Annotated in this window: 6 protein-coding genes; 1 reads left to right on the forward strand and 5 read right to left on the reverse strand. The window is 66.6% G+C overall.

Annotated elements, in window-relative coordinates:
* Positions 1 to 33 precede the first annotated feature (33 nt).
* Positions 34 to 354 (forward strand): cupin domain-containing protein, encoded by a 321-nt coding sequence (locus DT074_RS06925; protein WP_119419088.1) that lies wholly within the window; start codon positions 34 to 36, stop codon positions 352 to 354.
* Between the two features lie 302 nt (positions 355 to 656).
* Here the strand turns inward: DT074_RS06925 and DT074_RS06930 are convergent, their stop codons facing one another.
* The 5 genes from DT074_RS06930 to DT074_RS06950 all read right to left on the reverse strand — a co-directional run bounded on the left by DT074_RS06930 (position 657) and on the right by DT074_RS06950 (position 5862).
* On the reverse strand, positions 657 to 1664 hold the full coding sequence (locus tag DT074_RS06930) for a zinc-dependent alcohol dehydrogenase family protein (protein ID WP_119419089.1): 1008 nt from the start codon (positions 1662 to 1664) through the stop codon (positions 657 to 659).
* A gap of 125 nt (positions 1665 to 1789) precedes the next feature.
* Positions 1790 to 2152, reverse strand: a complete 363-nt coding sequence (locus tag DT074_RS06935) for a DUF1427 family protein (RefSeq protein WP_119419090.1) — start codon at positions 2150 to 2152, stop codon at positions 1790 to 1792.
* A gap of 263 nt (positions 2153 to 2415) precedes the next feature.
* Entirely contained in the window at positions 2416 to 3792 is a 1377-nt protein-coding gene (locus DT074_RS06940; RefSeq protein WP_119419091.1) for an alginate export family protein, read from the reverse strand.
* The gene (locus DT074_RS06945; protein ID WP_119419092.1) at positions 3782 to 5443 is read right to left on the reverse strand and encodes an MFS transporter; all 1662 of its coding nucleotides are present in this window, start codon (positions 5441 to 5443) and stop codon (positions 3782 to 3784) included. The genes DT074_RS06940 and DT074_RS06945 overlap by 11 nt, the downstream gene beginning before the upstream one ends.
* Positions 5440 to 5862, reverse strand: coding sequence for a DoxX family protein (locus tag DT074_RS06950; protein ID WP_119419093.1), 423 nt, complete (start codon positions 5860 to 5862; stop codon positions 5440 to 5442). Before DT074_RS06950 ends, DT074_RS06945 begins: the two co-directional genes overlap by 4 nt.
* Positions 5863 to 6000 lie beyond the last annotated feature (138 nt).

Here is a 6000-nt window from a genome sequence, read left to right on the forward strand (position 1 = left end):
GGCAGCCGGAAACCTTAGCCCGAGGAGAGAGCCATGTTTAACTACCTCGCCAACGCCGATCGCCGTCCATTTGCTGAAACTGGCTTTCCTGGTGTCACCATCTCCCCGATCTGGAATGAAAACGGCAATGGCGCCGACTTCATCGCCTTCAAGGCCGGTGCCGTGTTTCCGAATCACGATCATGAAGGCTTGGAAGAGATCTACATGATCTCCGGCAAGATCCGATTCGGCGACATCGTGATCTCGGCCGGTGACTATCTTAGCGCCGGCCCGGGCGACGTGCATGACGCGGAGGCGCTCGAAGACACCGTCTTCTACATCACGCATGTTGGTGGTCCGGTTATCAAGGACTGAGCTTCGTCATCTGGCCCGTGCTACACGAAAGCGCCGGCCTCCAGCGGGGGTCGGCGCTTCTGAATTACGGAACCGCCTCGCGCCAACGCTGATCGACTGCACGGCGAATGGGCTCGGCGATCATCGTTGGACGCATCTCGGACGGGGTGACATCGCACGTCATGGAGCCCCCCGATAGATCGACCCGCCAACGTGCGCATGTCGCACCGCATCACCGGCTCAGCGGTGAAACGCAGTGACCTGCCCCGGTTTCCTGGACCAGTCTGAGCTGGAGAATTCTAGTTTTTGAGCCGCTCCCCGGACTATGCCGCAGGCGTGGGGAGTTCGACAGTCTGGCCCACCACATCGATCACCACTTTACCGCGAAGTCCAAGTGAACTCCCGGCTTCGAGCAATTCATGCGCATCGCCGACCCGAGCCAGAGGCAGCACCGCGCCGATGACAGGCTTGATCAGGCCGCGTTCGATAAGTTTTGTCAGCGCGTCGAGCTTGCCGCGGTTCTGCCGGGTGAACACGAAATGGTAGGCGGCATTCTTGCCCCACGCCTCGATCAGGTTTTGCGGTTGTGCGATGTCGACGATGCTGACCACTCGTCCGGCATCCGCGAGGGCGAGCGGGCTTTTCGTCAGGGCGTCGCCGCCGATGGTATCGAACACGACGTTCACCCCCTGACCATGCGTCAGGTCCGCCACGGCTGAGACATAGTCATCGGAGGTGTAGTCGATTACCTCGTCCGCTCCGAGCGAACGTACGAATTCATGGTTGCTGGAGCGCGCCGTCGTGATGACCCGCGCACCCATCGCCTTGGCAAGCTGGATCGCCACCGTGCCCACACCGCCGGCGCCGCCGTGGATCAAGATCGTTTCATGGACGGCAAGCTGGGCGCGGGTCACCAAAGCTTCCCAGATTGTACCGCCAACCAGCGTCAGGCTGGCAGCCTCCAGATGGCTGATATTGTGCGGCTTGCGAGCGACCAAATCGACATCGACAACGTGCTGCTCCGCATATGAGCCGGGGCCGCCGAAGATTTTTGGCGTGTAGTAAACCTCGTCGCCTATCTCGAACGCGCTCACGTCCGCCCCCTTCTCTTCCACGACGCCGGAAACGTCGTGACCGATGATGGCGGGGAGCGGCACGTAATCGACATAGTCGCCACGGCGGATCTGATAGTCCAGGGGATTGATGGCAGTGGCGTGGACGCGCACCCGGACCTGTCGCGGCCCGACAGCCGGTACGGAAACATCGCGCAGCTCGAACGCGTCGTAGCCACCGAACTTTTCGAGGACGATTGCCTTCATGGTATCGGTCATGATCTTGCCTTTTCTGAGATTGAGTTGAAGAGCTGTTCGTCGTCGTTCGCCGGGTTGTCGAAGGTGCCGTGCTCGATGACGACTGGCTGCACATAGAAGATGTCGATCCGGTAGCGGTCGGCCCTTCAGAAGCCCCGCCCGCCATCGAATGTATGTCGCGCATTCGGGCTCTCGCGCACCGAGACCAGACGGGAGGAACCGAGGCTCATCTCTTGCCGGCCGCCGCGGAGCGTCGCGCGGCCGCCGGCGACGCCGTCCGACAGGTCGAGGGAAGCCTGCATGACGTCCAGATGGTCTATATCGTTCGGGCCGCTGCCGCCGTCGCGGCCGGATTGCTCAAGCACGCCGATCTGGACGAATCCGCGCAGCACGTCACGGAACCGCACATCCGCCGCGACGACCGGCGGCGCCGGCGAGCGAACGTTGAGCACGCCGTAGACCACCCCGACCAGCAGACCCGCGGCCAGGGAAAGTATGTACGCCTTCATGGCCCCTACTCCTTAGTTGCCGGTCGGAGCGGCGGTCTCGGCCGAGAAAGGCGTCAGGCCGAGACGGCAACTGCGCACATGCTGAAGCGGCTCTGCAAGACAATGCGCCACCCAGGAGAGCGGCGCATTGCCGAGGAGGTTCAGCGTGCGGGTACCAGCGCCAGGACCTCGTTGGAGGCGCCGGCGCGGGGCGGAGCGTATGTCCTTTCGCCATCGCCATATCCGTCGCTCATAGAGGCTACGCGGAGCGAGCTCCACCACCCTCAAAATCGAAACGCCACCGAGGCAGACAGGAAATCCACGTCCTCGGCGCCAGCCCGGCGGAGCGCCCCGCCGGGGCTGAAATGGACATACTGACCAGCAACGGTGAGGTAGGCATTGAGCTGCCATTCAAGCCCAACGATCGCCTGGTGGCCGATGAAGCGCCCGCCGCGCCCCGCTGTGTCGGGAATCGGCGAGAGCGGCGGACCGTAGACTGCATCGCGCGTGGTATGCCGCCATAGCGCATTCCAGCCCAGTTCGACCGTGAGCCCCTCCGTGAGCTGAAGCTGCACGTTGGGATGGATATCGAAGAAGTTGGCGGGCGCAACGAGGTTGGCCTCCGAGAAATACGGCAGCTTCGGATAGAGAGCATTGAAGGTGCCGAGCTTGCCGTCATCCGGGCGCCGATCGCCGCTGGCGATGTCAGCCTTCAGCCCGAGCCTCGGCTCGAAGGGCAGAGGTGGGAGCTTAACGCCGGCATCGCTTGCGACCGTCCAGGCGCGGATATCCCTACCGCCGAAAGTGCCGAACTGGTACGCGGCCTCCACATCCCAGTCGAGAAGCCCCGACACCCCGAACAGCCGCGTTCCCAAAGTGTGGCGCCGTTCGCCGGCGGTGCCGATGGCGAACACGCCGCGCTCGCGGTCGAAGCCGAGATAGTAGAGATCCGCTTTGAGCGGTCCCGCGACCGGCCCGCTCGCATAGGCGCCCCAGAACTGCTCGTCATCGTTCGTCGGGTCGTCGAACGTGCCTGGCTCGATGATGACGGGGCGCACGTAGAAGGCATCGATCCGATAGCCGGCGCCGGCCCAGAAGCCCCGCCCGCCATCGAAGGCACGTCGCGCGTTCGGGCTCTCGCGGACCGAAACCAAGCGGGAGGATCCGAAGCTCATCTCCTGCCGGCCGCCGCGCAGCGTGGCGCGGCCGCCGGCGACTCCGCCGGTCAGGTCGAGGAACGCCTGCATCACATCCAAGTGGTCGACGTCGTTGGGGCCGCTGCCGCCATCGCGGCCGGACTGCTCGAGCACACCGAGCTGGATGAATCCGCGCAGCACGTCCCGGAGCCTCAGGTCCGCATGCACAAACAGGCGATGCAGAAGCACATCGTCGTCGTCCTGCTCCAGCCCAAAGTCGGGGTTGTGGGCCGTCTCGAAGCGCTCGCGCAGCTCGCCGCCGAACGTCAGGGTCAGATCATCGGCGAGGGCGATGCACTTGAGCGGATCGAGCAGCTCGGTTCGCGCCCCGGGCGCGCAGAGCGCACGCCAGTCCTCGTCGAAGCGATGCGATTTGATTGCCGGCCGGTCTTGCGCCTCGGCCTGCATGGCCGCAGCCGTCAGGATCGCCGCCGCGAGCGTGACGGCGGAGCCGCTATGCCTCATCCGTGTCCTCTGCCATATGCCGACGCGCTGCCGCCGTCACGGATGAGCCCACGGGAATGAAATGGCGAACCTGCGGCGGCGTCGGACCAGCGTGCAGGCGTCGCACCGCCTCCTGAACCGCCTTGTCGGCGACAGCGACGCGCTCGTGCTGCCGCAGATGCTCGTCCCAGGAGCCGACCAGAAACCACTCCGTCACCCGCTCCGGCTCCGCGGCATCCATCATCAAGCCCCAGTCATAGGCGCCGTCGCGCCGGCGGATCGCCCGCAGCGCGGCGGCCGCCTGGGCGAAGGCCTCCTGGTCGGTGACACGGACGCGGTACTCGACGGTCACCATGATCGGCCCGCCGGTGGGCTCGATCCCCTCGGCCACGGCCGGCGCGGGCCAGTGATGCGACGGCGTAAGATCCTCCTCCCCGGAGGGCAGAGGCAGCAGGCGCGAGGTCAGGGCCAGGACGACGCTGGCGACGCCGGCGCATAGCAACGCCAGGTCGACCGAGCTATGGTCCGCCACCTGACCCCAGAGCAGGCTGCCGCCGGTCATGGTGCCGAAGAAGACGGTGAGATAGACGGCAACCCCACGCCCGCGTACCCAGTTCGGCAGCACGCCCTGCGCCGCGGCATTCAGGGTTGTCAACGTCGTGATCCAGGCCGCGCCGGCGAGAGCCAGCAGCACGGCACCAGCCGCAAGCGTCTCCGCCCAGGCGAGCGCCGCGGTGGCCGCACCGGTGACGACGCCCGCGACTAGAGCAATCGATTCCGCACCGAAAACGCGCCTGAACTGCGGCATGGCGACGGCGCCTGCGATCGCGCCGGCACCGACCGCCGCCAGCAGAAAGCCGTAGCCGCCGGCGCCGCCGCCGATCTCCCCGCGCGCGATCAACGGCAGCAGGGCCCAGTAGCAGCTGGCTGGCGTGAAGAAGAGCGTCGCCCGCAGCAGCACGCGCCGAAGCGGGGCGCTGGCGAGCGTGAAGCGGACACCTGCCCGCATCGCGCCGCCGAGATGCTCCGGTATTGCCGGCTGCTCCTGATGGCGGCGCCACCAAACCAAAGCGGCGAGCGTCAGGAGATAGGTCACGACATCGAGGAAATAGGCGACGGCAACACCGGCCGATACGATCACAACGCCGGCAATGGCCGGGCCGATCGCGCGGCTGATGTTGACGCCGAGGCCGTTCAGCGCGACGGCCGGCTTCAGCTCGCTGCGGGGGACCAGCTCGGGTACGATCGACTGCCAGACCGGCCCCGTCAGCGCGTTGCCGATACCGGCGACAACGGTGAGCAGAAGCAGCGCAGCAGGGTCGACGATGCCGAGAATCGTCAGCACCCCCAGCGCCAGGCTGACGCATGCGAGCACCATCTGAACCACGATCATCATGCGCCGGCGGTCGACGATATCGGCCAGCGCGCCGGCCGGCAGCGAAAGCAGAAATACCGGGAGCGTCGCCGCCGCCTGGACCAGGGCAACCATGAACGGCGACGGCGCCAGCTCCGTCATCAGCCATGCCGACGCGGTGTCGCGCATCCAGAGACCGACATTGCCGACCACTGTCGCCGTCCACAGCACGGCGAAGGTTCGATTGCGCAGCGGCGCGAAGGCGGAGGCGGGTCGCTGCCCGGGGCTGCCTTCGCCCGCTGCGGCAGGTGTCGTCATTCCGGCGCCCGCCGGCTGGAGACGAGGATCGCCGCCAGCAGAAATCCGCCGATCAGCCCGAAATGCTCGAAAAAGGTGGTGAGGTCACGGACCTGTTCGACGCCCGCCTTGGTCCAGAAGGGATGCCCGAGAAGGGTCGCCAGCGCGGTGAAGCCCGCGAGCAGCGCCGCGCCGATCACCGCCGACATGCCGCCGAGCAGCACCAGGACAGAACCGCCGATCTGCGCTGCGATCACCAGCACTGCGAACAGCGCCGCCGGCTCGAAACCGGCGAGCGCGCGCACTTCCCCCACCGCGGCCGGGAAATCGAGCGCCTTCAGAATGCCGCTGAGGAGGAAGGCCGATACCAGGGCCAGCCGCGCGGCGAAGCCGACAGCCGGATGCTCGAGGCAGCTCGCGAGCGCCTTACCGAGACGCATGACTAGACCGCCCAGCAGGCGCAACCGAGCACACCCCAGAACGAGCGGAGATCGCGGGTCGGCGCGCCGCCGCCCCAGGCCGCCGCGTGCGCATGGCCGTGCACGGCGCAGGCCGTGCCGCAGCCGCAGGCCGCGGCC

This window comes from Desertibaculum subflavum, from assembly GCA_003576705.1.
GTDB lineage: Bacteria > Pseudomonadota > Alphaproteobacteria > Ferrovibrionales > Ferrovibrionaceae > Desertibaculum > Desertibaculum subflavum.